The 22,277-nt window shown below is 58.0% G+C and carries 24 protein-coding genes; 15 read left to right on the top strand and 9 right to left on the bottom strand.

Going from position 1 to position 22,277, the window contains the following annotated elements; all coding sequences use genetic code 11:
- Positions 1 to 4: 4 nt before the first annotated feature.
- The 4 genes from ACVWZF_RS06520 to ACVWZF_RS06505 all read right to left on the bottom strand — a co-directional run bounded on the left by ACVWZF_RS06520 (position 5) and on the right by ACVWZF_RS06505 (position 4,547).
- Complete coding sequence (locus ACVWZF_RS06520) at positions 5 to 988, bottom strand: energy-coupling factor transporter transmembrane component T family protein (protein WP_457411127.1); 984 nt, start codon at positions 986 to 988, stop codon at positions 5 to 7.
- Between the two features lie 115 nt (positions 989 to 1,103).
- The gene (locus ACVWZF_RS06515) at positions 1,104 to 3,176 is read right to left on the bottom strand and encodes an SH3 domain-containing protein (protein WP_457411125.1); all 2,073 of its coding nucleotides are present in this window, start codon (positions 3,174 to 3,176) and stop codon (positions 1,104 to 1,106) included.
- 128 nt (positions 3,177 to 3,304) lie between these two features.
- Positions 3,305 to 3,799 carry a DUF427 domain-containing protein gene (locus ACVWZF_RS06510; RefSeq protein WP_011433071.1) on the bottom strand — a complete coding sequence of 165 codons (495 nt, stop codon included), beginning with the start codon at positions 3,797 to 3,799 and terminating at the stop codon, positions 3,305 to 3,307.
- Positions 3,800 to 3,818: 19 nt separating this feature from the next.
- A complete protein-coding gene (locus ACVWZF_RS06505) occupies positions 3,819 to 4,547 on the bottom strand; it encodes a Crp/Fnr family transcriptional regulator (protein ID WP_457411124.1) in 729 nt (242 codons plus the stop codon).
- Between the two features lie 251 nt (positions 4,548 to 4,798).
- Between ACVWZF_RS06505 and ACVWZF_RS06500 the strand changes: the two genes are divergently transcribed.
- The 14 genes from ACVWZF_RS06500 to ACVWZF_RS06435 all read left to right on the top strand — a co-directional run bounded on the left by ACVWZF_RS06500 (position 4,799) and on the right by ACVWZF_RS06435 (position 16,473).
- A complete protein-coding gene (locus ACVWZF_RS06500; protein ID WP_414349700.1) occupies positions 4,799 to 5,461 on the top strand; it encodes a sigma-70 family RNA polymerase sigma factor in 663 nt (220 codons plus the stop codon).
- 2 nt (positions 5,462 to 5,463) lie between these two features.
- Positions 5,464 to 6,048, top strand: coding sequence for an anti-sigma factor family protein (locus ACVWZF_RS06495; protein WP_414380437.1), 585 nt, complete (start codon positions 5,464 to 5,466; stop codon positions 6,046 to 6,048).
- A 35-nt stretch (positions 6,049 to 6,083) separates the two neighbouring features.
- Positions 6,084 to 6,716 carry a hypothetical protein gene (locus ACVWZF_RS06490; protein WP_457411123.1) on the top strand — a complete coding sequence of 211 codons (633 nt, stop codon included), beginning with the start codon at positions 6,084 to 6,086 and terminating at the stop codon, positions 6,714 to 6,716.
- Positions 6,717 to 6,781: 65 nt separating this feature from the next.
- Positions 6,782 to 7,096, top strand: a complete 315-nt coding sequence (locus ACVWZF_RS06485; RefSeq protein ID WP_011433076.1) for a DUF3181 family protein — start codon at positions 6,782 to 6,784, stop codon at positions 7,094 to 7,096.
- A 45-nt stretch (positions 7,097 to 7,141) separates the two neighbouring features.
- Positions 7,142 to 8,215 (top strand): S-layer homology domain-containing protein, encoded by a 1,074-nt coding sequence (locus ACVWZF_RS06480; protein WP_457411121.1) that lies wholly within the window; start codon positions 7,142 to 7,144, stop codon positions 8,213 to 8,215.
- Between the two features lie 303 nt (positions 8,216 to 8,518).
- Positions 8,519 to 9,088 (top strand): photosystem I assembly protein Ycf4, encoded by a 570-nt coding sequence (locus tag ACVWZF_RS06475; protein ID WP_011433078.1) that lies wholly within the window; start codon positions 8,519 to 8,521, stop codon positions 9,086 to 9,088.
- A 298-nt stretch (positions 9,089 to 9,386) separates the two neighbouring features.
- Positions 9,387 to 10,532 carry an ABC transporter substrate-binding protein gene (locus tag ACVWZF_RS06470; RefSeq protein ID WP_457411132.1) on the top strand — a complete coding sequence of 382 codons (1,146 nt, stop codon included), beginning with the start codon at positions 9,387 to 9,389 and terminating at the stop codon, positions 10,530 to 10,532.
- Positions 10,533 to 10,789: 257 nt separating this feature from the next.
- Positions 10,790 to 11,746, top strand: a complete 957-nt coding sequence (phnD, locus tag ACVWZF_RS06465; protein WP_049749639.1) for a phosphate/phosphite/phosphonate ABC transporter substrate-binding protein — start codon at positions 10,790 to 10,792, stop codon at positions 11,744 to 11,746.
- A gap of 349 nt (positions 11,747 to 12,095) precedes the next feature.
- Positions 12,096 to 13,073: a phosphate/phosphite/phosphonate ABC transporter substrate-binding protein gene (gene phnD, locus ACVWZF_RS06460; protein WP_011433081.1), complete on the top strand. Its 978-nt coding sequence runs from the start codon at positions 12,096 to 12,098 to the stop codon at positions 13,071 to 13,073.
- A gap of 141 nt (positions 13,074 to 13,214) precedes the next feature.
- Positions 13,215 to 14,024: a phosphonate ABC transporter ATP-binding protein gene (gene phnC / locus ACVWZF_RS06455; RefSeq protein ID WP_011433082.1), complete on the top strand. Its 810-nt coding sequence runs from the start codon at positions 13,215 to 13,217 to the stop codon at positions 14,022 to 14,024.
- A 58-nt stretch (positions 14,025 to 14,082) separates the two neighbouring features.
- Positions 14,083 to 14,892, top strand: a complete 810-nt coding sequence (gene phnE, locus ACVWZF_RS06450) for a phosphonate ABC transporter, permease protein PhnE (RefSeq protein ID WP_011433083.1) — start codon at positions 14,083 to 14,085, stop codon at positions 14,890 to 14,892.
- Positions 14,892 to 15,704 carry a phosphonate ABC transporter, permease protein PhnE gene (phnE, locus tag ACVWZF_RS06445; RefSeq protein WP_011433084.1) on the top strand — a complete coding sequence of 271 codons (813 nt, stop codon included), beginning with the start codon at positions 14,892 to 14,894 and terminating at the stop codon, positions 15,702 to 15,704. The genes phnE (ACVWZF_RS06450) and phnE (ACVWZF_RS06445) overlap by 1 nt, the downstream gene beginning before the upstream one ends.
- A 60-nt stretch (positions 15,705 to 15,764) precedes the next feature.
- On the top strand, positions 15,765 to 16,220 hold the full coding sequence (locus ACVWZF_RS06440) for an alanyl-tRNA editing protein (protein WP_202943693.1): 456 nt from the start codon (positions 15,765 to 15,767) through the stop codon (positions 16,218 to 16,220).
- Positions 16,221 to 16,227: 7 nt separating this feature from the next.
- A complete protein-coding gene (locus tag ACVWZF_RS06435; RefSeq protein ID WP_202943694.1) occupies positions 16,228 to 16,473 on the top strand; it encodes an alanyl-tRNA editing protein in 246 nt (81 codons plus the stop codon).
- A gap of 11 nt (positions 16,474 to 16,484) precedes the next feature.
- Here ACVWZF_RS06435 and ACVWZF_RS06430 read toward each other — a convergent pair whose 3' ends face one another.
- The 5 genes from ACVWZF_RS06430 to ACVWZF_RS06410 all read right to left on the bottom strand — a co-directional run bounded on the left by ACVWZF_RS06430 (position 16,485) and on the right by ACVWZF_RS06410 (position 20,990).
- Positions 16,485 to 18,068 (bottom strand): NAD(P)H-quinone oxidoreductase subunit N, encoded by a 1,584-nt coding sequence (locus ACVWZF_RS06430; protein ID WP_011433085.1) that lies wholly within the window; start codon positions 18,066 to 18,068, stop codon positions 16,485 to 16,487.
- 124 nt (positions 18,069 to 18,192) lie between these two features.
- The gene (gene gvpJ / locus ACVWZF_RS06425) at positions 18,193 to 19,467 is read right to left on the bottom strand and encodes a gas vesicle protein GvpJ (protein ID WP_238376715.1); all 1,275 of its coding nucleotides are present in this window, start codon (positions 19,465 to 19,467) and stop codon (positions 18,193 to 18,195) included.
- Positions 19,468 to 19,577: 110 nt separating this feature from the next.
- Positions 19,578 to 20,057, bottom strand: a complete 480-nt coding sequence (locus ACVWZF_RS06420; RefSeq protein WP_011433087.1) for a peptidylprolyl isomerase — start codon at positions 20,055 to 20,057, stop codon at positions 19,578 to 19,580.
- Between the two features lie 221 nt (positions 20,058 to 20,278).
- Positions 20,279 to 20,755, bottom strand: coding sequence for a phosphate-starvation-inducible PsiE family protein (locus tag ACVWZF_RS06415; protein ID WP_011433088.1), 477 nt, complete (start codon positions 20,753 to 20,755; stop codon positions 20,279 to 20,281).
- 49 nt (positions 20,756 to 20,804) lie between these two features.
- Complete coding sequence (locus ACVWZF_RS06410) at positions 20,805 to 20,990, bottom strand: DUF2256 domain-containing protein (protein WP_041437321.1); 186 nt, start codon at positions 20,988 to 20,990, stop codon at positions 20,805 to 20,807.
- Between the two features lie 285 nt (positions 20,991 to 21,275).
- On the opposite strand from ACVWZF_RS06410, the gene ACVWZF_RS06405 reads away from it, so the two are divergent.
- A complete protein-coding gene (locus tag ACVWZF_RS06405; protein WP_011433091.1) occupies positions 21,276 to 22,238 on the top strand; it encodes a sigma-70 family RNA polymerase sigma factor in 963 nt (320 codons plus the stop codon).
- Positions 22,239 to 22,277 lie beyond the last annotated feature (39 nt).

Raw genomic sequence — 22,277 nt, 5'->3', positions numbered from 1 at the left:
CACCTTAGGGGGACAAGGTTCTGAGCAGCCAAAACAGGGGCAGTAGAGCCAGTAGGCCGCGATCCAGCCGCCGCAGTTGTAGGCGGTGCCAGCGCAGGGGATGGTCTGGGCCGATCAGCCCACGGGCTTGCATCGCCATGGCCGTCTGTTCCGCACGCAGGAGCAAGTTTTCAAAAAAGCGCTCCACCAAAGCCAGCAGGGTTTGCATCCCGCCCCGGAAACTCAGGGATCCCCAGCGCACATCCCGAGTTCGCACCGCCCGCGCCAAGTTTTGCACCTCTTCCATCACCAAAGGCAGAAAGCGCAGCGCCAAGGTGAGGGTGAGAATTACTTCGGCAATCGGCCATCTCCAACGCTTGAGAGGCTGCAACCATTGGCCGATCCCCTCGGCAATTTCTTCGGGGGCCGTGGTCAACAAAAACAAATGGGTAGCGTAGAGCAACGTAAAAATGAGGGTGCCCAGCCGCAGCGCCACCGATAGAGAACGGCGGGAGACCTGAAAGGTTCGTCCCAATAGGGAAAACTGAACCAGGCGGTAGCGATAAGGAGTTTGCCAGGCACGGGTTTGCGCCCGCCAGGCACGGTCTGGGGATCCCTGTTCTACGGCCAAGTCGAAGTGCCCTGCACCGCTAACGGGAACAGCGGGGATCCCGGTCAGCCCATAGCCCACCACCTGCATATCCTGCCGTTGCGGTTGGGGAAAAACCCCCAATCCATCCGGCGCCAAGCTGGTGATCCCAAAGGTGAGCAGGCTCAGGGCCAGCACCAGGGAGAGTTGGCCCGACCAAACCCGGCGCGGCAGACGGGCCGCCACAGTTAGCAGCAGAAGAGCCACCACCACGGCCAAGCGCCAACCATTGCCGGCCAAAATGGGGCTGAGGAGAAAGCTGAGCAGCCAGGCCAGCTTAACCCGCGGATCCAGGCAATGTAGCCAGGTGCGAGGCTCTTCCAGATAAATCCCCAGCGGGGCATTGCGCAGAATATCCACAACAGTTGAGAAGGAAGCAGACTATACCCCTTAAAAGGGCGGGACCGAGAACTCCGTCCCCGTAGCGCGGTCGCAGCAGCGTTGCGGAGCAATAACAGCTGGCAGCAAGGGAGAGCTAGAGCCGTTCCACCAGACGGGTGGAGCCCGACTGGGCGGCGACCCATCCCCCCGGAGCCCCATCTCGCTCGATGCGCAGCCAGACGGGCACTTGTCCCTCCCCAGCCTGCACCTCCACCACCCGCAGCAGGGCTTGGCGTGGGGCTGTCCCGACAATGGCTCCCGTCAGGCTGGGTTGCTGGCGAATGTTGATGCCATCGTTGGAGACCACCCGCACCTGTTGTACTCCTTGCCACTCCGCCAGAGGGCCGGTTAGCTCAGGCGGGGGAGTGAGTTCCGTCTGGCCGGGATTGTCGTTCGCGGAGGCGTCGCGTAGCGATATGTCAACCGGCGGCTGCTCAATTTGCACCTGGGGTTGCTCCAGCGGTGGTGCCGGCGGCGGCGTGAAGAGGCCCCGCAACATTTGCCAGATGACCAGCAGGGAGAGAATGCCCACACCAACTACCCCGGCCACTCGCGTCAGCGGTGCGAAGCCCACGGCGGGAAGGGCAGGACGCTTACGGGATCCCAAGCGGCTGCGGCGGTAACGTTCCACTTCCTGCATTCCGCTCACGCCAGCTCCCTCCCGCTGAGGGGAACGGTCTTGGGCGCGTTCGCGCCAGCGGTGCGGAGCACTAGAACTCTCATCGGCAAGAGAAGAGACGCCTGCTTTGGGGGTGCTGCGGTAAGAGGGCAAATCCGAGAGGCGCGGGGGTTCTGGCACCCCCTGTTGCCAAGGGGCGGGTGGGCGATACAATTCCTGGGTTGGCTCAGGACCCACCACGGCAGGCAAATGAGGTGGGGGATGGGGGACTTGTTCGCGACAGCGGTGCGGAGCACTGGGAGAGAGCATCCCTGCCGGCGGGTCTTCGCGGCTGGGCATTTCGTCCAGGTAAGCTTGTACTTGGGGGTTGTCGAAGTAGGCTTGCAACGTCACTTGGGCGGCTTCCAGACCGCGGAACTCCGGGAACACCTCCTCCTGAAACCATTTTTCTGTGAAGCGGCACAGACCCGGCAGATGGTCGGGAGAACCGGCGGAGTGTTCTTCGATAAACTGCAAGGCCTCTACTTCTTGGGTGGAGCGCAGATGGGCGAGCGCGTCTTCGGTCTGCCCCAGCAACAGACTACAGATGGCCTGCTCCAGATGCACATCCTGCCGCTGCGCCAGACGAGCCAGGTAGCCGCGAGCACGCCGCACCAGAGCCGGGCGGTTTTCCAGATAACCTGCCGCCAGCAACACCTGCACGGCCAAGTAGGCGGCCACCATCGAGGGACGCTCAGCCTCCCGCTCGAACAGCTCTTGCTGTTCTTTGAGGGTGAGGTGGCGACGTACCCGTTGGATAAAGCGCAGGAAATCTTCGGTGCTGAGGCCAGAGCCATCTTGCCCCATCCCCTCGATGCCGCCCCGTTCGTCCAGCATGGCTTTGAGGAGAGCCAGTCCCTGCTGCCGCTCCCCATTCGCATCAGCGGTGCGGAGCACAAGAGTCTCTCTTCCGGCTGGGGCGGGAGCATGGGCCTCGTGGCTGAGGAGTTGCAAAATGCGATAGGGACGCAGCTTGCCCAAATCGATACGGATCTCCGCTTGCATCTGCGGAAAGGCCTGATACTCCTCCAGCTCCGCCAAGCCCGCCTGTAGGGAACGCGCCGCCTCTTCATAGGATCCCTGTTGCCAGGCTTCTCGACCCAGTTCCAGACGAGCGATGGCCCGCGCCAAGATGGCATCGGAACGAGCAGGGTGGCCCTGCTCCAGCATATGTTGAGCCAAGTCCAAGGCAGCTTGGTATTCTCCGGCTTCGCAATACAAGCACAGCACTCCCGGTAGGTGCGCCTCCTCCACCGTCAAGGTGGGATCCGTTGGCATGAGGTGTTCGTCGTAGTTTCGTCGTGCCTCAGGGTTCAGCAGCACAGAAGCCGCCTCTTGGATCATCTGGGCGCGAGCTTCCACAGCCTGTGGCGAGAACCCCGACAGCCAGGAGCGCTCGCCCGGCTTGAGATCGATTCGCTCCCGGTATGCCTGCTCAATCTGATACTCATCTGCCCGTGCCGACAGCATCAAAACCCGATAATAGTCGAGGGGCACCCGCACCGTCATGGTTTTTGTCCGCGCTCTCCTGTTCGTGCCAGCGGGACGGAGTCCTTGGACAACTTACCCGCATCGACTTAACTGTAGTCCTTTTCGTGGGTAAAAGGGATCCCCCCTCGGGAATCGCTGCTCCGCCCCTACCAGTTCCAGCTACCCGGCTCTCCTTTGAAAGGGCCTACGACCTTTGAGGTGATCCAACCGCCGTAGAAATCTCCGGGTTGAGGCCGGACTCGTTCTCCACCTACCCGGCACTCCTGCACACGGCCTGGATAAAAGGCAAGGTAGTCGCGGATGGGCAAAAACGCCGGGCTGGGATCCGGATAGCTCCAGGCGGCATCTACGGCTGTTTGGGATCCGACCTGAACTGTCCAGTAGCAGGCAGCCCCTTTGAACTCACAGAAAGAGGTGCGAGAGCTGGGGCGGAGATACTGCAGTCGAACGTCGGTGGGGGGAATGTAGTAGGTGGGCGGGTGGCTGGTTTCCAGGACGCGGTAGCAACGGCGGCTTTGGGCAATGAGCTCGCCATTGAAGAGAACTTCCACCAGTTCTGTGGTGGGCTCCAGACGAGGTGGGCGCGGATAGTCCCAGACAGATTCTTGTCCTGGATGGGGAGAAATCGGTTGGGGAGACATGGGTCAATATCTTCAATATCTAAAGCAGACGGGTGGCCTCCAGCAGTTTGGCGTACTGGATCAGCAGCAAAGACTGTTGCTCCGGCAGCGGCTGAATAACCCCCTGCTGCTGCAGACGGCTCAGTACCGCCAGGGCTGTCTCCCGGCTAACTTGGCTGATATCGGCCAAATCCTGGGGGGGAGGGTAGACAATGCGCATCCCCTGGGGGGTCTTCTCGCCAAAAGCTTCCGCCAGTTGCACCAGCGTATGCACCACTCGCAGCGGGGGGCTCTGCTGGTCAAGATCCGCCTGCAAGTTGGCCAGGCGCAGGCGACGGGAGAGGCTGCAGGCCAGCTGGTAACACAGTTGCGGCTCCCGCAACATCAGCGCTTTGAAGGTTGCCGCCGGGATCCCGGCCACCCGCAGCGGGGTTAGGGCCAGCACATCTCGCGAGCGGGGAGCTTCGTCCAGTACCGCCATTTCCCCCACCCAAGCGCCCGGCCCCAGCAAGGCAAGGGTTTTGGTGCTGTCTTGCGCCCGCAAAGCCCGCCGCACCTTAGCCCAGCCGGCGAGGATCAGATAAACTACGCTGCCCCAGGCCTCTTGCATAAAGAGCGCCTGTCCCGCCGGGATATCCCGCAGCTTGACCTGGGATCCCAGCCATTGCAAGGACGTTGCCGAAAGTTCGGCCAACATGGGTACCGCCTTGAGCTCGGAGAGGACGGCAACAGGAGCATCGGAAGTCATGCCGGGTCGGGGTTTTACCATACCGCAAGCCCACTGTAGCCCAGTTATCAACTCAAGAGCTATCCTGCAAAAGTGCTCCTGTGTCCACCGTCCTGCCATGTGCGCCAAGATCCAATGAGGAGGTGGTCTTGCCGGTATGGCCCTCAGAGCCTCTGGAGCTACCCTCGGTTTGAGGGTGGGGGGAACCCAAACTCTGCCATTTCGTCTGGGCAACAAAGGTTCTGTCTGGGAGGGGATCCCTCCGCTGTTGTTGTTAGAACTTATGGATGCCTATGGATGCTGCCCTCAGCGACATCAGTGGCCAGCGCTGGTCGGTCTTGGTGAAGAACGTGCCTGTGCGGCCCGAAAAGCTCGCTGATGTGGATCTGGTGCTGCTCTGTCAGCAGGGATCCCAGCCCCATCGGGAGGCTTTTGCCGAGTTGATGCGTCGCCATCAGGCCCATGTGGACAAGGTGCTCTATCATCTTGCCCCGGACTGGCAGGACCGGCATGACTTGGCCCAGGAAGTTTGGATCCGGGCCTACCGCCACCTGAAACGCCTACAGGAGCCGGCAAAATTTCGCAGCTGGCTGGGGCGGATCGCCACCAACCTGTTTTACGACGAGCTGCGCAAGCGCAAACGACAGCAGCAGCCCCTTTCTCTGGATGCGCCGATTCAGATGCGGGATAGCGAGATGGAATGGGAGCTGCCCAGCGAGAGCCCCAGTCCCCATGAGCACCTCGCCACCTGCGAGTTCTACGAGCGATTGCACCAAGCCGTCCGCGACTTGCCGCAGGCCTTTCGCCAGACAATCCTGCTGCGGGAAATTCAGGGAATGGCTTATGAGGAAATTGCCGAGATCACAGGGGTGTCTTTGGGCACTGTTAAGTCTCGCATTGCGCGCGCCCGCGCCCGCCTACAATCCACCCTAAAACCCTACCTTAATGGTGAATGACCATGGTTCGCGGCAACCCCAACCCCGACCCCAGGGATCCCCAGCAAGAGCTGCCGGTGGTGGATGAGCGCTTTGAACAGTTGAGCGCCTACTTGGATGGGGAATTGTCGTCTCAAGAGGCGCGGCAGGTGGAAGATTGGCTGGCCAGCGATCCTCAGGCGCGGCAACTGTACAGCCAACTGGCAGCTCTGCAGGCCGGTTTGGCCAATCTCAAGGCCCCAACCTTGAACTCCACCCAGACGGAGCTGTTGATCAGCCGTGTGTTCGCTGAGCTGGATCGGCGGCCAATGCTCGACCTGGGCTGGCGGCAACGTAAGGGCACCCCTTGGGGACGGGTGGCAGCGGCTGTAGTGGCCTTGGCAGGGGCGGGCTGGGTGGGATGGCGTTGGTCTCATCCCCAGCCTTTGGTATCGCTGGAAGATCCGCCGGTGCGCGTGGCCATCGTGCCTGCCTCTGCTCGTGTTGCCCAACGCTATCTTTTCGAGCCGGGGCAAAAGCAAGATGCCTACTCGATTTTGTTTGAGACAATCCCCAACCGTGGATCTCGCCCCGCCAACGCGACCAGGGCCGAGGTGGGCTGGGAATGACCTGAGCAGGCTTGAGAAAGACTGAGGAGCGCAGGGTGGAAAAAGCAGTTCGCTGGGCTTGTGGGCTAGGAGTCTGCCTTTGGCTATGCAGTCTGGGATCCCTGTCGGCCCAGGCAGATCCCAGCAGTAGCCATCTGGCAACGCCGTCCGCGCCGGCGGGACGGAGTCCGAAGCAGTTGCACTCCTCTCCCAGTGGACAGGAGCCTGCCCCCCAGCCCACAAACCTGCCTTCACCCGGATCCCGTCTCACCCCTCCGGTGGCTCGCCCTCAACCCCCCGCCCCCGATCAAACAGATCCATTGCTTTTTCCGGACTTCCCCCTTCTCAAGGAGTTGGATCCGCCCCCGCCAAGCTTGGCCGACCTGGGCATCCATTGGGATCGCTTGGCCCTGCTGCCGGATCCCGAGCTGGCAGAGGAAATGGATGTGGAGTTCAGCCGCCGTCTAGCCCGCCTAAACCGGCAAATTGCCAACCAACAAGAGCGCCTCTACCGCCTTTTGCAAACCTGGGACTCCGACGAGGCCGATATCCGCCAAATTCAGGCCCAACTGAGCCAGTTGCGGACAGAACGGGATCGCCTAGCTCTGGAACACCTGTTGATGCTGCGGCAGCTGCAAGAGAACTTCGCCCTACCTCTACCCAATCGCTCTGCTGCCAGCCCTCCCTGAGGAGTCCTTGGGTTCGGGTTATGATCTGAGGGAGGGGCAGACGCAACCCCCAACGGAGCTGAGGGATGGCCAAAGTGCCCAGCAACCCAGACATTGAGCAATTAGCTGCTGCCATTGGTAAAGAAGTTTACATCGATGTGGCCCGCTGGCATCTTTACCTGCGCGACGCCCATCTGCATACTCTTTTGGCGGAGCGACTGGCACCCCAGGTGATGGCAGGCAAGGTGGATGAGGACGCCGTCACAGAGATCTTGCAAGGGATCCCGGTGAAAGTGGGGGGTGGGCGCAAAGAATTGCCCCTGGCCGATCTCCTGCCGATGCAAAGCCTGCTTAACCTGCTGGACGTGCTGGAGGAGTTCAGCCGCAAATGGGCCCAATAGAGACCAATAGAGAAAGGTAGAGCGGTGCATCATCAGTCTAAACCTATGCGGCCTGGCCCCTGGCTCAAGCTCGGCAGCCTTATTCCGCTGCTCTGGCTGTTGTCGGCCTGTCAGGGAACCGAGTGGGGAGAACGGCTGGAGCGCGCTGTACGCCCAGTAGGTCTGCCCACAGCCCAACCTGAGCCGCTGGCACCTCCCTCGCCTCAACCTTCGCCGGGATCCATCCCACCCTCTATCTCGATCCCCACTGCTCCCGCCCCCTCTTCACCTCTGCCCAGCCAGGACAGCAGCCGCTTTACAGACTTGGAGCCCGGATCTCTGGTGGCTCGTTCGGTGGGATACCTGGATCGGTTGGGAGTTTTTGCCGATATCTCCAGCAGCGAATTTCAGCCGCAGCGCAGCGTTCGTCGCGGAGAATTTGCCCGTTGGCTGGTGTTGGCCAACAACGCCATCCACGCCGATGAGCCCAGCCGGCAAATCCGCCTGGGATCCCCCTCGGAACGCCCCCTCTTTTTGGATGTGCCGGAAGAGGATCCCAACTTTCGCTACATTCAAGCCCTGGGAGCTGCCGGCATAATTGCCGGAGATGCCAATCGAGAGTTTCGCCCCAACAGCCTGCTGTCGCGGGCAGAGTTGATCCGCATGAAGGTGCCTCTGGACTTACCTCCCGGCCAGATCAAGGGATCCCGAGCGGAGCTGGAGGAGCGCTGGGGGTTCACCGATGCGGCGCAAATTCCTCCTGAAGCCATTCCTGCTCTAGTAGCCGATCGCAGCCTAGAGAATGCCTCCACCGTGCTGCGCACCTTTGGCCCCATCCGCACCTTCAACCCCTTCGAGCCGGTCAGCCGCGGGGAAGCTGCCATTGCCTTATCGGCTTTTGGGGAACGAACGGCCCAAGACGCCCTACCCCAGCCGCCAGCCCTGCCAGACCCAATCCCTGAGCCTCAGCCTTCTCCCCCTGCCGCAGAACCGCAACAAACGGCCTCTCCTGAGCCGGATCCCAACCCTGCCTCTCCCTCGAATGCCGTTGATGAGCCCTCTGCGCCGGCCCGCCCCCGTTCCTCGGAAGTTGCCCCAGGGGAGGGCAGGATCGTTACCCCACGCCAAACCCAACCCTGAGGTGAGAGGGATCCCATTGGCGTATGCTGTTGGGCTCTGTCAGCAGATAGAACGCCTCAGAACCCCAGCAGGGATCCCTGCTACGGCTCTTACAAGGAGCAAAAGGAGCCATAACAATAAAAACTATCCCTAACTCCCTTCAGGAGAGGGGCTGTACAGCGCAGAGGACTTCCGCCCCCATTCCCCAGGCGGCTCTAGCTCTTGCCAGTCCCCTGAGCGCCCCTCTGCTGGGGAAAACCCTTGCCGCCCATAGCCTATAGAATGGGGGAAGCCAGCCTTGGAAAACCTGCAGGGATCCCAACTGTGTCCGCCATTGTTCCTGAAATCCGTTCTGCGGATCTGCTGCGCTACACCGTGATTGGGTCGCGGCGGCCCAGCGTGTACTTTTGGGCGGTGGCGCTGACGGGGGGAGGGCTGGGCTTTACCTTGGCCGGCCTTTCCAGCTATCTCCACCGCAATTTGCTCCCCTTTTCCGATCCCGCCAGCCTGGTGTTTATTCCCCAGGGCATTGCCATGCTCTTTTACGGGGTGCTCGGATCCCTGGCGGGGCTATACCAGTGGCTGAGTTTGTATTGGAACTTGGGAGGCGGCTACAACGAGTTCGACCGGCGCACGCAAAAGATAACGCTGGTGCGCCAGGGCTTTCCGGGCAAAAACCGTGAAGTCCGCCTGGAGTATGACTTTGCCGATGTGCAAAGCTTACGGGTGGAGCTGAGAGAGGGGCTTAACCCCCGCCGAGCCATCTACTTGCGGGTGAAAGGACGTGGCGACATCCCCCTCACCGGAGTGGGCCAGCCTCCCCCCCTGACGGAGATCGAAAACCAGGCAGCCGAGATCGCCCGCTTTCTCAACGTCAGCCTAGAGGGCATTTGATTCCCTGCGGTGCCATTGCTTTGACCCCGCCCTGCTGGTCGCTTGAGCGAGACGGAATCCCATCCTTGGGCAACAGTGAAACCATTGAGGGGGATCCAGAACTGTGGAGTCGAATAGAGAGTTGTCGAGATTGTTTTCAATGTAGCGGGATCTCTTCGAGGAATGATCTACCCTTGATGCCAGCGCAGTTGTTGCCTGGGAGAAGCCTGTGATGGCCAACCTGAACCCCTTCATTCCCCTACAGGCCAAGAAGCTGGGGTCTATTCTGTTTCGCCTCTGGCTAACTCTTCTGCTCTTATTGGGCTTGGCCTTGCTCACGTTGCTGCTGACCCCCCATTCCGCTCATGCTGCCCGTGGGCCCCTGTATCGCTTGGGTCGTCCAGAAGGGGCGGTCTCGATTGTGGCTTGGGCAGGCTATATCGAACGGGGGGAAACGGATCCCGCCTATGACTGGGTGACCGGCTTTGAGAAAGAAACCGGCTGCCAAGTCAGCGTTGAGGTGGCGGCAACCTCCGATGAGATGGTAGCCCTGATGAATGAGGGCGGCTTTGATCTGGTGACGGCCTCCGGCGATGCCACCCTACGCCTGATCAAAGGGGAACGGGTACAGCAGATTAACCCCCGCCTGATCCCCAGTTGGGAGACCATCGACCCGCGCCTGCGGGATGCTCCCTGGCATACCGTGGATGGCAAGCATTACGGCGTGCCCTATCAATGGGGATCCAACGTGTTGATGTACAACACAAAGGTTTTCCCGGAACCCCCCACCAGTTGGGATGTGGTGTTTGAAGAAAAAATCCTGCCAGACGGCAAATCCAACAAGGGCCGCATCCAAGCCTACGATGGCTCCATCTACATTGCCGATGCCGCCCTCTACCTGAAGGCCCACCGCCCAGAATTGGGCATCACGGATCCCTACGAGCTGACCCGCGAACAGTTCAATGCTGCTCTAGCTCTATTGCGACAGCAGCGGCAACTGGTTGGACGCTACTGGCACGATGCGGCGGTGCAGGTGGATGACTTTGTCAACGAAGGGGTAGTGGCCTCCAGCTCTTGGCCCTTCCAGGTGAACCTGTTGCAGTACGAGGAACAGCCCATCGCCAGCGTGGTACCGGAAGAGGGAGCCACCGGCTGGTCTGATACCACCATGCTCAGCGCTACCGCCAAACACCCCAACTGTGCCTACCTGTGGATGGAACATTCCTTGAACCCGAAGGTGCAAGGGGATCTGGCGGCTTGGTTTGGGTCGGTGCCGGTGGTGCCAGCCGCTTGTCAGGCCAGTGAGCTGCTGGGGCCGGAAGGTTGCCAAACCAATGGCATCGACAATTTTGAGCGCATCTCCTTCTGGAAGACGCCGGTGGCCGATTGTGGGGATGGCCGGATGGATTGTGTGCCCTACTACGAATGGGTGACCAACTACATCGCTGTGATTGGCGGGCGCTAATGGAGCAACCTTAACGAGATCCTAGACTCTTCTTAAAAATTTATTAACTGTAATATGACATAAATACAAATGAATGAACCATCTCAATGAATTTGAGATGGTTTTTGCTTTTCAGGCAAGACTTCTAGGGCCTAGAGGAGGAATTTTTACCTCTTCTGGGTTCGTCAGATGCTCTTGTTGATTGCCATAGTTGGGAGCTTTTATTCATGATGACACTATCTTCTTTTGGAACTCGGATCCCGTTGGGAAAGCTGGTGATGGGAGCTGGATTGGCGGGAGCTGTCACCTTGGGGTTGGGCAGCAGCCTTTCTCAGGCTCGTCTAGACTGTCCCCGCCCTCCTCAAATGGATGCCCGCTACTGTGATCGGGTGGGGGATCTGGTTGCCGATTTGCCGGAGGATCCCTCGGAGTGGGTAGATCCGGAAGTGCTGTTGGTGTCTTATACCTCCTCAGAAGAGCCAGCTGTCTATGCCAATACCTGGGCTGAATTCACCGCTCACTTAGAGGAAGTCACCGGTAGACGGGTGCAATTTGTCCCTGCCGATTCTCAGGCTGCTCAGTACGAGGCAATGCGCGCTGGACGTCTACACATTATGGGTACCTGCACAGGCTGTACTCCTGTAGCCGTGAATGTTGCCGGCTTTGTGCCCTTTGCCATTTTCCAACAAGAAGATGGATCCATCGGCTACGAGATGGAAGTGATCACTCATGTGAATAGCGATATTCAAGCCCTCGATGATATTGCCGGTCGTCGTGTAGCTTTTACCCATCCTTCCTCCAACTCCGGTTATATCAGTGCTCGCATTTTGATCAAACAAGAGACAGGCTTGGATGATGAGGCAGGAGACTACATCGCCGAGTTTTCTGGCAGCCACCAAAACTCCATTTTGGGTGTGTTCAACGAAGACTACGATGCCGCCCCCATTGCCAACGATGTGCTTAATCGCATGTGCCTCAACGAGCAAGTGGATTGTAGCCAGTTCCGCAGCCTCTACAAATCGGAGACCTTCCCCAGCGGCTCTTTCGGCCATGCCCACAATCTCCACCCTGAGCTGGCAGAAAGGATCCGAGAAGCCTTCTTTACTTTTGAGTTTGAGGGCACAGCCATGCGACAAGCTTTTGACCGGGTAGCTTTTGCACCGATTACTTATCAAGAAAACTGGGAGATCATCCGTCGCATTCAGGAAGAAGAGGGCGTGGAATATACGCTTTAGGCAGTCCTCAGGGATCCCCTGCCCAGAGAGGATCCCTGATTTACATAGTTCTGAATCTAGAGCTGAATCTAGAGAAATCGCACTGGCTGGTTCCGTCCATACCCCATCTCGACGAGTATGTGATAACCCACTCTTAACTTCCTATTAAACCTGTCTTAACTCTACAGGGGTCAAACAGCGCTACTATATTATTGAGTTTCGTTAGGCGACGTGAGTTTTGCAGATCTTCTTTGGGTTCTGTAGCTTATGAATTCACATCAAGTCTCTTGATTAGCTGGATCTTCTCGCCCACTTTTGTGTTTTTTAGCTGATAACGGTTTGCTTCATCTTGCATTCGGGGGTTTTTGCAATGTTGGCGTTTTGCTCTGTGGCTCGTCTGTTATCCAAAAGCCTTGCCCTGGCTGGTTTGGTTGCTGTGCTAGTGGGTTATCAATCTGCTCAAGCTCAATCTTGCCCTCGTCCGGCAGGCATGGATGAGCGCTATTGTGATGCCGATGGGGATCTGGTGGCGGATACTCCGACGGATCCCGCTCAAATTGTCAATCCTGACACTTTGCTCATCTCCTACACTTCTTCCGAGGATCCCGCCGTTTATTCAGAAACCTGGCAGGAATTTACCGACTACCTCAAGCAAGTGACCGGTAAAGATGTGCAATTTGTGCCAGTTGATTCCGAGGCCGCCCAAACCGAGGCAATGCGGGCCGGACGTTTACACATCATGGGCACCTGCACCGGCTGTACCCCCCGCGCTGTGAACCAAGCAGGCTTTGTGCCTTTCGCCGTTTTTGCCAAGGAAGATGGTAGCTTTGGCTACGAAATGGAAGTGATCACTCGCATCGATAGTGGCTTGGAAAAACTAGAAGACATCAAAGGCCGCCGCATTGCTTTCACCCAGCCCTCCTCCAATTCCGGCTACATCAGCGCCCGTATTTTGATCGAGGCGGAAACTGGCTTTAAGGACGGTGTGGACTACGAAGCCACTTTCTCTGGGGGGCACGAAAACTCCATTTTGGGTGTGTTCAACGGAGACTACGATGCGGCCCCCATTGCCAACGATGTGCTCAACCGCATGTGCATCGCCGGACAAGTGCAGTGCGATCAGTTTCGTACCCTCTACAAATCGGCTACTTTCCCCAGCGGCCCATTTGGCTATGCTCACAATTTGGATCCACAGCTGCAGGAGAAAATCCGCGAGGCCTTCTATACCTTTGACTTTGCAGGCACTAAGTTGGCAAAAGCCTTTGACCGAGCTTCCTTTGCTCCCATCACCTACAAGAAAGATTGGGAAGTGATCCGGCTGATTCAAGAAAATGCCCCTCCCCAATAGGTGGGCTGAACAGAATCGGGATCCCTTGTTCAGGGCAAGCCATAGGGGATCCCTTCTGATTTCAAAATTCTCTCAAGATTGCAAACATCTGGTTCTAGAAGGCCCGCAATTGCAAATGTCCACTTCAAGTAGGTTATCAAGATGCTACGTATCGACTCCCTCAGCAAACGTTACCCCACAGGCGATATGGCCCTGAAAGGGGTGACCTTAGAAGTTCCCGATGGGCAGGTGATGGCCTTGATTGGTCCTTCGGGTGCTGGGAAAAGTACGCTGCTCCGTTGCATCAACCGCTTGGTGGAGCCGACCAGTGGCAGCATTTGGCTCAATGGAATCGACCTCACTCGCTTGAACACCCGGGAGTTGCGGCAAGCACGACGCAAAATCGGCATGATCTTTCAGGAATATGCCCTCGTGGAGCGCCTGACCGTGATGGAAAATGTTCTTTCGGGTCAGTTGGGCTACGTCAATTTTTGGCAAAGCTGGTTCCGCAAGTTTCCCCAAGCCACCATCGACGAAGCCTTCCGCTTACTGGATCGAGTGGGATTGTCGGACTTTCCCGATAAGCGGGCAGATGCTTTGTCTGGGGGGCAACGGCAACGGGTGGGAATCGCCCGGGCTCTCCTGCAAAACCCAGAGCTGCTATTGGTGGATGAACCGACCGCCAGTTTGGACCCGAAAACCTCCCGCCAAATTATGCGCCTGATCAACGAGCTGGCTTCAGAGCGGGGCCTATCGGTGATCATCAACATTCACGATGTGCCTCTAGCGCAAATGTTTGCCCAGCGGATCGTCGGTTTGCGGTTTGGGGAAGTGGTGTATGATGGCCCCCCCAATCGCCTCACCCCCAGCGTCTTAAACGAAATCTACGGCGAAGAAGATTGGAATGCTTCTGGCCCAGCCCAAGACTCCGAAGAAAACGAAGCCGTCTCGGCTGGAGTAGCCACCCACTAAGGGATCCCTTGCAGAAGTCAGTAGAAGTCAATAGAAGTCAGTAGTGCGGAGCACACCCATGGCACAGGCAACGACACTGAGCGGGCGCCAATGGTCGCCACCACCTTTGATTAAAAATCCTTGGGTTCGCTGGGGACTGATTCTTGGGGCGGTCATTTACCTGATCTTTGCGCTTTCTACTCTCAATTTCGATCCAGCCCGGGTAGCCCGCGGTATGCAGCGTAGTGGCCGTCTCTTGTTGGCCTTTTTGCATCCCGATTTCACCACCCGCGGCAACTTGATTGTCACCGGGATGCTGGAAAGTGTGACCATGGCCGCCATTTCCACCGTGGCAGGATTTATTGTCGCGGTTCCGGTGGGGTTTGGGGCCGCACGCAACTTGGTGCCAATGCCGGTCTACCTGGTTTGTCGTGGCCTGATTGCCCTGTCGCGCACCTTCCAAGAGGTGATCATCGCCATTTTGTTTGTGGTCATGTTTGGCTTTGGGCCTTTTGCTGGAGTGCTCACCCTCACCTTTGGGAGTTTGGGTTTTTTCAGCAAGCTTTTGGCAGAAGACATCGAAGAAATTGATGCAGTACAGGTGGAGGCGATTCGCTCCACGGGGGCTTCTTGGCTCCAAATGGTCAGCTACGCGGTGGTGCCGCAGGTGTTGCCCCGCATGATCGGCTTGACTCTGTATCGTTTCGACATCAACATTCGGGAGGCGGCCATTCTGGGGATTGTCGGTGCCGGTGGGATTGGCTCTACCCTGAACACCTCCTTACGTCGCTACGACTATGACACGGCCTCTGCCATCATCCTTGTGATTATCGCTCTGGTGATGGTGGTGGAATTGAGTTCTGGTTGGATTCGCAAGAGGGTGCAATAATGCCTGTTCTGGAAAGCAGTGGGATCAAGACCTGGCAGTGGCGCAATCAAAAGCAAACTTTGCTTGAGTATGCCTTCTGGTTGGCTCTGCTGTTACTGATGTTTGCCTGCGCTAAGTTCATTGCAGACCGTACCACCTGGGGCTTTGTGCTGGATGCACCGCGCCAGGGAAGAGAAATGCTCTCGCGGGGGGTACCGCCCCGTTGGGACTACATGTCACAGCTTTGGCGCCCCCTTTGGGATACCCTCACCATTGCCACATTGGGTACGGCCCTTTCCTTTGTGATTTCGGTGCCGGTGGCCTTTTTGGCAGCCCGCAACACCACTCCCAATTTGCTGGTGCGCTACATCGCCCTGTTCATCATCGTCGGCACCCGTTCGGTTAACTCCCTGATTTGGGCTTTGATCCTGGTGGTTGTTCTTGGGCCAGGGGTCTTGTCCGGAACCTTAGCCATTGCCCTACGCTCTGTCGGATTTATGGGCAAGCTGATCTATGAAGGCATCGAAGAGATTAACGAAGAACCAGTAGAAGCGATCCGTTCCACGGGGGCTAGCGGTGCCCAGGTACTGAGCTATGCCATTTGGCCGCAGGTGATCACCAACATCCTCGGGGTAACAATTTACCGTTGGGATATCAATTTGCGAGAGTCTACGGTGGTTGGATTGGTCGGTGCCGGTGGAATTGGCCTACAGCTAGATGCTTCCATCAACACCCTGCGCTGGAATCAGGTGAGCATGATCCTGCTTGTGATCTTCGTTTCTGTGTTCATCAGCGAGTGGATCTCCGCCAAGGCCCGGCAAGCCCTGACTTAGCCCAGGGATCCGGATAGGCTACGGTGAAGGGCAGTTTGCAACAGCACAACTGTATGACTCATGACGGAAGAACTGTTTCGGGCGGAGGCCTATCTCACCACCTGCCAGGCTCGGGTAATTGCCCTTGTGGATAACGGGATCCAGTTGGATCGGACGGTATTCTATCCCACCGGCGGTGGACAACCCGGCGATACGGGATTCCTGATTACATCGGACGGTCGTGTCATCCCGATTGTCGATACCCAAAAGGGGGAAACGGGCATCCTCCACATCCCGGCAGAGGGATCCCCACCCCTCAGTCTGGGGGAGTCAGTCAGCGCCAGCATCGACTGGGAACGTCGCTATCGGCACATGCGCATGCATACGGCTCTACACCTGCTCTGTGCAGTGGTAGAAGGTGGCGTTACGGGGGGTCAGGTGGGTGAAAGCAAAAGCCGATTGGACTTTAACATCCCTGGAGAAAAACCCGACAAAGAAACCCTGACGGGTGCGTCTCAATGCTTTGGTACAAGGTAACCACGCCGTGAACCCCCGCTGGGTTAGCGATGAAGAACTAAAAGCCAATCCCAGCCTGGTGCGCACCATGTCGGTCAAGCCCCCCACCGGACAGGGGCAAGTGCGCTTGCTGGAAATTGAGAATGTGGACTTGCAACCCTGCGGCGGCACTCATGTACGGGCGACAGGAGAAATTGGCAAGTTGGTGGTGAGCAAGATCGAAAGCAAAGGCAAGCAAAACCGACGCATTGTGGTCAGCTTGGTGGATCCCTGAAAAACTACAGACTACCCTTGGCTGGGCTGAGTCAATGAACCCAAAGATCCATCGACTGCCACCTGAAGACTCGCCGACTCTGGAATGGGCGCTTGTGCTGTCGGGAACCCTAAGAACGGGCTTTGCTCCACCGCCTGGATGGACAAGGTAAACAAGGGGTTGGAGAGAATCCCGGCAAAGATGGTGGCCACCAGAGTCAACACCATACCGACCCGCAGAGCAGGCATACCTTCTGCCTGCCAGTTGGTCTCGGGGTAATTTTGCACCGAAACCGACATCTCTTGCGGCTCTTTCACCACAATCGTTTTCACCACCCGCACGTAGTAGTAAATGGAGATAACACTGGTGACCAACCCCACCAACACCAGGGTATAGGCCCCCGCCTGCCAACCGGCCCAGAACAGGTACAACTTGCCGAAGAAGCCCGCCAGAGGCGGCAACCCACCCAACGAAAGCAAACAAATGCTCAAGCACAGGGTGAGGAAGGGATCCTTCTGGTAAAGGCCGCTGTACTCGTTAATTTCGTCGGTACCGGTTTTCAGGCTGAACAGGGTAATGCACAAGAAGGCCCCCAGGTTCATGACCAGGTAGACCAGCAGATAGAAGATCAAGCTGGCGTAGCCTGCTTCTGTGCCCACCACCAGACCAATCATGACGAAGCCCGCTTGCCCAATCGAGGAATAGGCCAGTAGCCGTTTGAGGCGGGTTTGGGCAATGGCCACCACATTCCCCAGCACCATGGTCAAAATGGCCAGCACCGAGAGCACCGCCCGCCACTCTTCCGTCATGGCCGGAAACACGGTGGCCAGAAAGCGCACCGCCAAGGCAAAGCCTGCCGCTTTGGATCCCACCGACAAAAAGGCCACCACCGGCGTTGGGGATCCCTCGTAGACATCAGGAGTCCACTGGTGAAAGGGCACTGCCGCCAACTTAAACCCGATACCACCAATGCAGAGGACCAAAGCGATGATCCCTGCTAAGCCGGCATCCCCCATAGAGGAGGCAATGGCTTCCAGCTTCGTTTGCCCACCCGAAAGGCCGTAGAGCAGCGACATACCGTAGAGAAAAATGGCCGTGCTGCTGGCCCCGATCAAGAGATATTTCAGGGCTGCCTCCGAAGAACGCGGATCCCGCTTGGTATAGCCGGCCATCAGGTAGCTGGCGATGCCCAGGGTTTCCAGAGATACAAACACTAGGATCAAGTCCGTCGCCCCGGAGAGGAACATGCCCCCCAAGGTGGCCGTGAGCAGCAACACATAAAACTCGCCTGTGGGGGCTCCCGACTGGGCGATGTAGCGTTCTGCCATCATCACCGTCAGCACCGCCGTCCCCACCACCAGGCCACGGAAGAGAATGCTGACGGGATCCGCCGCAAAGCTGCCCAAGAAGCTCTCCAACTGGGGCTGCTGCCACTGCAACACCAAGGTCACCAAGGCCCCGATCAAGCCAAAGATGGAGAGGGCTGGAAGACTTTTGCGCGCCGCCGAACCACCGACCAAATCCACCACCAAGACGAGCAAGAGGGTGAGGGTAACCACCACTTCTGGCCAAATGGCACCGGCATACAGGTTTCCGGTTGGGGCAAAGACATCCATAGGAGAAGACTATGAAGAGAGATTAAGGGGATCCACAGCCAGCATACCGCGATTTCTGGTCTCTCTCCCCGCTTCAGGCATCTCTTCTCCCAATCGTCTCCATCAGCGCTCTCAATCTACAGGCTCAGTAGAGCTTGGCGCTGGAGGTAAGCACCAACTTCAGGCGGGCGTGGATCAGATCCAAGTCCGCCAGCCCCAGGTCGATCTCCCCATCGATGACGATGCCGGTGTGGATCAGCCGATCCAACAGTTCCAGCACGGATCCCTCGCGGTGGGGTTGTCCGGGGTAGTAGTCCCCCTGGCGGGGCAGGAGGGTGCCCAGATCTCCGAGCTCCAGGTTCAAATCCGCTGGGTCGATCTCCAACAGGCTGCAGATTTGTCGAATTTGCTCCCGCAAGGCTTGTAGGCTGCTGCCGGCCCGCTCAATCTGCTCTGCAGAAAGGCGCTCAGCCTCCATTTGCCGCACCACCTGCGCCTCCATCAACTGCCGCAACAGCTCCACCAAGGTCAGCACCAGAGAGGCCAAACCAGCTTCCGGGCGTTTCCGGCCAGGGGTGGGCCGAGTCTGGCTCAAGTCTTCCCAGCTGGCGGGACTGATAGAAAAGCGCGGCGGGGGAGGAGAAGCAATCCAACGGTCAAAGGGCTGACAAAGCTGTTCCAGGCTGAGCAAATGGAGACGGGGATCCCGAGCGGCCTCTTCCCTTTCCTCTGGTAGGTTGTAGCCCCAGTCGGCCAAAAACAAGAGAACCTGCTCCAGCTCCGGCACCCTCTGCACCTGGCGCAGCGTTTGCAGGCGATCCTCCACAAACCACAGCTCCTCAGCCGGCAGTTGGGCGGCAGCCAGTAGCCGCTGTAAAGTGGTGGCCTTGGGGGCGCGCACTTCCTTGCCCAGAATGCGGTGGCGCGGCAGTTGGATCCCTGCTCGGCCCAAGAGCTGCTGGATGAACCGTCCCTCTTTGGTGCTGAGGATGGCCAAGCGCGGCTCCCCGGCAGCCTGAAGCTGGCGCATCCAGGCCGCCACCCCCGGATAAAACCGGTGCAGCCCCAGCCACCCCTGCAGATCCTCTGCAATCCAGCGATCCCGCACCCGATCCAACGCTTGGATTAGAGAGAGGGCAGGGATCCCTGACTGCTGCAACAACCGCTGCCGCCAGCTGGGCCAGTCTTGGCGCAAGTCTTCCTCCCGGATCCCTTCCTGTAGCCCCCACAACAACAGAGGCATCTCCCAGCCGGTCTCAATCAGCGGGCGCAGACGGTCAAAAGCAGGACGCAGCGGCTCTAGCTGAGCAGGAGCCAAGCCCCACACCTGAGCACAAACGCGGCAGGAAGAGGCAAAATACTCCGCCCGCCCATCGCAGAGCACACCATCAAAATCCAGAACCAGAATGCGGGGGGACATTCGCCGGGGCCTAGCGAACTCCATACCTGAGTCCCCCTGAGGGCAAGTTGCAAAAATGGGGCCAGAGGCCAAGTTAATTTAACCAAACTGTTCCACCGGAGTGGCCCAACCTAATTGGATTCCGAGATACGAACGGACTGGATCTCCACTGGATTCAGCGGGCGATCCTGGGGGCCCGTGGGAGCCGTTGCAATTTTATCCAACACATCCTCTCCCTCGATCAATTGCCCGAAGATCGTGTAGTTGGGCGGCAGCGGGTAGTCGGCATGCATGATGAAGAACTGGCTGCCGTTGGTGTTGGGGCCGGCGTTGGCCATCGCCAAAGTGCCACGGCTGTAGGGACGTTGCACCGGCTCATCGGGAAAGCGGTACCCCGGCCCACCCCGCCCTGTACCCGTGGGATCCCCACCTTGGATCATGAAGCCCCGAATCACGCGGTGAAAGATGACACCATCGTAGAAGTGGTCGTTGGCCAAAAAGACGAAATTGTTGACGGCGAGGGGAGCTTCTTGCGGGAACAGCTCCAGAACCATTGTGCCGGCGGTGGTCTCCATCGTGGCCGTGTAGGACTTGGCCGGGTCGATCACCATCGGGGGGGGATTGTTGTAGGTTTTCACGGGTTTGCCCAAGTGTTGTGCCAGGAGCAAATCGCGAGAAGAATGCGGGCGGGCCAAGACAGGGAGAGCACTCAGCCCCACCCAAAGCACCACCATCAGCACAGCTAACTTCACCAGGCTGGCCAACTTAGATCGCGCACGCACAATTCTTGCAGGAAAGCTCCATCCCCATCGTACCAGGATTCTGTCCTAGCCTAATTTTCCCCGGACTTGGATGGAGGCTTGGCTCGCCGCACCAGCCAATAACTCACCGAGAGGGCCAACGTCGCTGCCCCCAAGCCAATGAGCTCCAACCCCCCCAGCTTCTCGAAATCAAAAATGATGATCTTGCGGGCCACCGCAATCAAAGAGGTGACGATCACCAGCTCCACCTGCACCACCTGCTTTTGCAAGTAGGCGGTAATGTTCTCCAGAATTTCCAGCGCAATCAGAATATTTAAAAAGAGGCCGAAGATCTCGATCAAAGTGGTGGAGAAAAACCCAGTTGGCTCCATCAACAAATCTGCCACCAAGAACCGGGCCAAGTCCACCACTGCTACTACGATTAGCCCGATCATCAAAATTGAAAGCAGCTTCGAGATCAGGCTTTCCAGGCGGGTGATGGCCCGCAAAAAGGGATCCTCCTCTTCTGTCTCGTGGGGATTGTGCAACAGCCACTTGAGAAACCGCATCGCCAACCCCGACAGATCCAAACCCTTATGTCCTGATCCTGAGACAACATTATCCGTCCCAACCGTCTTGCCGGGAAGCAGGCAGGGATCCCTTGGGGCGATGATTGCGACACCGCTCAGAACAGTATTTCACCTCCGACCAACAGTCGGCCCACTTTTTGCGCCAGGTGAAGGGTCGCTGACAGGTGAGACAAATTTTGCTGGGCAAATCCGATTTCTTCCGTTGGCGTGGCATGGTGCACTGCAAAACAAGGTCAACTCTGTAGTCAGTTTAACAATCCTACCGGATGCTGACCGTTACCATCACGGGGGTGCTTGGCCTGCGCCCCACCTTAGCAAAAGCTAAATTCTGAACCTTCTGAGAAGAGAAACCGAGTAGCCTCTTGAAATCCGGCGAGATCTCTGCCCTGTGTCTGCAGGGATCCCTGAAGGAAGTTGGGTTTGCTGAAAGGTTAGCCGCCTCCATCCTGTACTGAGTAAAGTTCTTAACACTCGCTTGTGAACTTGAGCTTGAGTTTGTATGAAATCTCAACCAAATGGGACGAATGTAGCTGTTCAGAACTCTCCTCCTCCACTGAAGCGGGTTGAGGTACGGCTCAGCAAACCCGGCAACCGAGCGACCCAAGCCTCGCTTTCGGAAGACTCAGTGGGCGTATTTTTGCGGGAAATGGCTCGCTACCCACTCCTCAATGCCGAGCAGGAAGTGAAATTGGGACGGCTGATTGCAGAGGGGGGAGCCGCCGGGGAACGGGCGAAACGGGAATTGGTTAGGGCCAACCTGCGCCTGGTGGTCTCGATTGCCAAAAAGTACTTAAATCGCGGTGTGCCGTTTCTGGATCTGATTCAAGAAGGCACCATTGGCCTGATCCGAGCCGCAGAAAAATTTGAGTACGAACGCGGCTACAAGTTTTCCACCTACGCCTACTGGTGGATTCGCCAAGGGATCACCCGCGCCGTTGCCAATCAGGGGCGCCTGGTGCGGATCCCGGTGCATATGGTAGAAAAGCTCAACCAGGTGAAGCGGATCCGGCGGGAGCTGACCGAGACCCTAAACCGTCGCCCCACCCAAGCGGAAATTGCCGAAGCTCTGGAGATTTCCCCCGACAAGCTGGACGCTCTCTTAACCCTCTTGGAAGCCGGTCGCCAAACCCTTTCGCTACATACTCCAGTTGGCAAAGAGGAGGATAGGGAGCTGATGCAGCTTATCGAGGACGCCAACAGCCTCACTCCCGAATCCCAAATGGACTTGCACCTGCTGTCTGCCCAACTGGAAGAAATGCTGGAGCAGCTCAGCCCCCGAGAGCAAGAAATCCTCAAGCTCCGCTATGGGCTGAAAGATGGCCACCTACACACTCTCTCCGAAATTGGTCAGCTCTTCGGCCTGTCTCGAGAGCGCGTCCGACAAATTCAAGCACGAGCTATGCGCAAACTGCGCCATCCACGCCGACAGGAAATTTTGGCGGACTGGATGACCTCGTTTTAGGCAGTAGGCCACGGCTGCTCCACAGGCGAAACCCAGGAT

This window comes from Thermostichus sp. OS-CIW-30, from assembly GCF_054060215.1.
Note: the sequence above shows the minus strand (reverse complement) of the source record. Positions and strands in the feature narration are given on the sequence as shown.

What these genes read in the sequence shown, in the direction of transcription:
- phnD (WP_049749639.1), top strand. Translation starts at nt 10,790, where the DNA reads ATGGGAGCTGGATTGGCGGGAGCTGTCACCTTGGGGTTGGGCAGCAGC.
- ACVWZF_RS06440 (WP_202943693.1), top strand. Translation starts at nt 15,765, where the DNA reads ATGACGGAAGAACTGTTTCGGGCGGAGGCCTATCTCACCACCTGCCAG.
- phnD (WP_011433081.1), top strand. Translation starts at nt 12,096, where the DNA reads ATGTTGGCGTTTTGCTCTGTGGCTCGTCTGTTATCCAAAAGCCTTGCC.
- ACVWZF_RS06480 (WP_457411121.1), top strand. Translation starts at nt 7,142, where the DNA reads ATGCGGCCTGGCCCCTGGCTCAAGCTCGGCAGCCTTATTCCGCTGCTC.
- ACVWZF_RS06405 (WP_011433091.1), top strand. Translation starts at nt 21,276, where the DNA reads ATGAAATCTCAACCAAATGGGACGAATGTAGCTGTTCAGAACTCTCCT.
- phnC (WP_011433082.1), top strand. Translation starts at nt 13,215, where the DNA reads ATGCTACGTATCGACTCCCTCAGCAAACGTTACCCCACAGGCGATATG.
- ACVWZF_RS06505 (WP_457411124.1), bottom strand. Translation starts at nt 4,547, where the DNA reads ATGGTAAAACCCCGACCCGGCATGACTTCCGATGCTCCTGTTGCCGTC.
- ACVWZF_RS06420 (WP_011433087.1), bottom strand. Translation starts at nt 20,057, where the DNA reads ATGGTGATCGACCCGGCCAAGTCCTACACGGCCACGATGGAGACCACC.
- phnE (WP_011433083.1), top strand. Translation starts at nt 14,083, where the DNA reads ATGGCACAGGCAACGACACTGAGCGGGCGCCAATGGTCGCCACCACCT.
- gvpJ (WP_238376715.1), bottom strand. Translation starts at nt 19,467, where the DNA reads ATGTCCCCCCGCATTCTGGTTCTGGATTTTGATGGTGTGCTCTGCGAT.
- ACVWZF_RS06515 (WP_457411125.1), bottom strand. Translation starts at nt 3,176, where the DNA reads ATGACGGTGCGGGTGCCCCTCGACTATTATCGGGTTTTGATGCTGTCG.
- ACVWZF_RS06510 (WP_011433071.1), bottom strand. Translation starts at nt 3,799, where the DNA reads ATGTCTCCCCAACCGATTTCTCCCCATCCAGGACAAGAATCTGTCTGG.
- phnE (WP_011433084.1), top strand. Translation starts at nt 14,892, where the DNA reads ATGCCTGTTCTGGAAAGCAGTGGGATCAAGACCTGGCAGTGGCGCAAT.
- ACVWZF_RS06485 (WP_011433076.1), top strand. Translation starts at nt 6,782, where the DNA reads ATGGCCAAAGTGCCCAGCAACCCAGACATTGAGCAATTAGCTGCTGCC.
- ACVWZF_RS06430 (WP_011433085.1), bottom strand. Translation starts at nt 18,068, where the DNA reads ATGGATGTCTTTGCCCCAACCGGAAACCTGTATGCCGGTGCCATTTGG.
- ACVWZF_RS06500 (WP_414349700.1), top strand. Translation starts at nt 4,799, where the DNA reads ATGGATGCTGCCCTCAGCGACATCAGTGGCCAGCGCTGGTCGGTCTTG.
- ACVWZF_RS06415 (WP_011433088.1), bottom strand. Translation starts at nt 20,755, where the DNA reads ATGCGGTTTCTCAAGTGGCTGTTGCACAATCCCCACGAGACAGAAGAG.
- ACVWZF_RS06410 (WP_041437321.1), bottom strand. Translation starts at nt 20,990, where the DNA reads ATGCCACGCCAACGGAAGAAATCGGATTTGCCCAGCAAAATTTGTCTC.
- ACVWZF_RS06495 (WP_414380437.1), top strand. Translation starts at nt 5,464, where the DNA reads ATGGTTCGCGGCAACCCCAACCCCGACCCCAGGGATCCCCAGCAAGAG.